General features: G+C 65.2%; 3 protein-coding genes. 1 reads left to right on the plus strand and 2 read right to left on the minus strand.

The window, feature by feature from the left end; translation table 11 throughout:
* The coding region (lexA, locus tag ACLD7X_RS16575; RefSeq protein ID WP_411424788.1) for a transcriptional repressor LexA at positions 1-564 on the plus strand (564 nt) is incomplete at its 5' end.
* 18 nt (positions 565-582) lie between these two features.
* On the opposite strand, the gene thiL is transcribed toward lexA, so the two are convergent.
* Positions 583-1,551 carry a thiamine-phosphate kinase gene (thiL, locus tag ACLD7X_RS16580; protein ID WP_425625407.1) on the minus strand — a complete coding sequence of 323 codons (969 nt, stop codon included), beginning with the start codon at positions 1,549-1,551 and terminating at the stop codon, positions 583-585.
* A gap of 4 nt (positions 1,552-1,555) precedes the next feature.
* The coding region (locus ACLD7X_RS16585) for a transcription antitermination factor NusB (protein WP_411424790.1) at positions 1,556-1,764 on the minus strand (209 nt) is incomplete at its 5' end.

Raw genomic sequence — 1,764 nt, forward strand, 5'->3', positions numbered from 1 at the left:
CACCGGTTGATCACAGCGTTGGAAGAGCGTGGGTTTCTGCGCCGGCTGGCCCACAGGGCGAGAGCGCTGGAGGTCGTGAAGCTGCCCGAAGCCGCCACGCCGCCGGCTCCAGCCCCAGGCCGGGCCTTCCGTCCGAGCGTCGTGGTGAACCCTCGCGCAGCTGATATTCCGCGTCCGGCCCCAGCCAATGATCTGCCGATTCTGGGGCGGATCGCGGCCGGCGTTCCAATTGCGGCCATTCAGACCGAAATCGGACGCATCACGCCGCCACCTGAACTGATGGGGGCCGGTGATCATTTCGCGCTGGAAGTCAAAGGCGATTCGATGATCGAGGCCGGAATCCTTGAAGGCGATGTGGTTATTCTGAAGCGTCAGGACACTGCCGAGACCGGCGATATCGTGGTGGCGTTGGTGGATGATGAGGAAGCCACGCTGAAGCGGCTGCGCAAGCGGGGAGGTTCTCTCGCCCTGGAGGCCGCCAACCCGAAATACGAGACCCGAATCTTCGGGCCGGACCGGGTGAAGATTCAGGGCCGGCTCGCCGCCCTTGTGCGCCGGTACTAGGCTGAGGCCAGACCCAGGCTAGAAATGGCGCCACCCTGGCTTCGGAAGCGTCATTTCGATGTTGTCTGCATTCACAACAGCCACGCCCTGCCCTGCCATGCACTGGCCAATGACGGTGATCGGTACTCGGGGAGCCTCGGCGCGCATCTGTTCGATCGCATTGGCGGGTGCGGCAAACAGCGTCTGGTAATCGTCGCCGCCCGTCAGCAGAGCGCCCAGCGCGAGGGAGCGGTCAGCGGCCTTCTCCAGCCATCCGCGGGCTTGGGCAGAGAGCGGAACCGCGTTCGCCATAATCTCCAAACGCACCCCGGATCTTCGGGCGAGGTGACCCGCATCAGCAATCAGGCCGTCCGAGACATCAAGCGCCGCGGTTGCATGGCGCGCGATCGCGGCTTCCGCGCCGAACGGCGGCAGCGGCACCTGATAGATCAGCGACAGCGCGGCGCGATCCTCCGCTGGGATGTCGTCCAGTTGTTCCAGGCGCGCTTGAAGTCCTAGATAGCCATCGCCGATCACGCCCGTGACCGCGACAACGTCGCCTGGTTGCGCCCCAGAGCGCAACACAGGCCCCCTCGCCCCAAGTGGACGTCCGATCATGGTCAGGCTGACGCTGAAGGGCCCCGGTGTGGAAACGGTGTCTCCGCCGAGCAGGGCAAAGCCGTTTTGCTGCTCCGCAGCGAGCCCGGCCGCAAACTGAGCGATCTGCTCGGTCGGTCGTCCCCGCGGCCACATGAGGGTGAGAAGGACGCCGATCGGTAAAGCGCCCTTGGCGATCAAATCAGAAGCGTTCACCCGAAAAAGCTTGCGCGCCACTGTGGCCAACGGGTCGTCAGGGAGAAAGTGCACACCCTCGACCAGGGCGTCGGCCGTCACCACGACATCGCCGCGCGTCTGAAGCACCGCCACGTCATCGCTTAGGCCCAGCGCGCCAGGGCTTTGCGCCAGGGGCGCGAAATACGCCGCGATGAGATCAAACTCGTCCAGCACGGCGTCAGGCGCCAGCCGCGCCTGTTTCCTTCGCAACGCGATCAAGGATGGCGTTGACCAGACCGGGCTCGGGCCCTTCAAAGAAATCGCGCGCCAGCTCGACATGTTCGTCGATCACGACCGCAGCCGGCGTCGCACGCTCGCGCAACAGCTCCCAAACGCCCGACCGCAGGATGGCGCGCACGATCGAATCGATCCGGTCGAGCTTCCATC

Origin of the sequence: Aphanothece microscopica RSMan92, assembly GCF_046613545.2 — a bacterium.
GTDB lineage: Bacteria > Cyanobacteriota > Cyanobacteriia > PCC-6307 > Cyanobiaceae > NIES-981.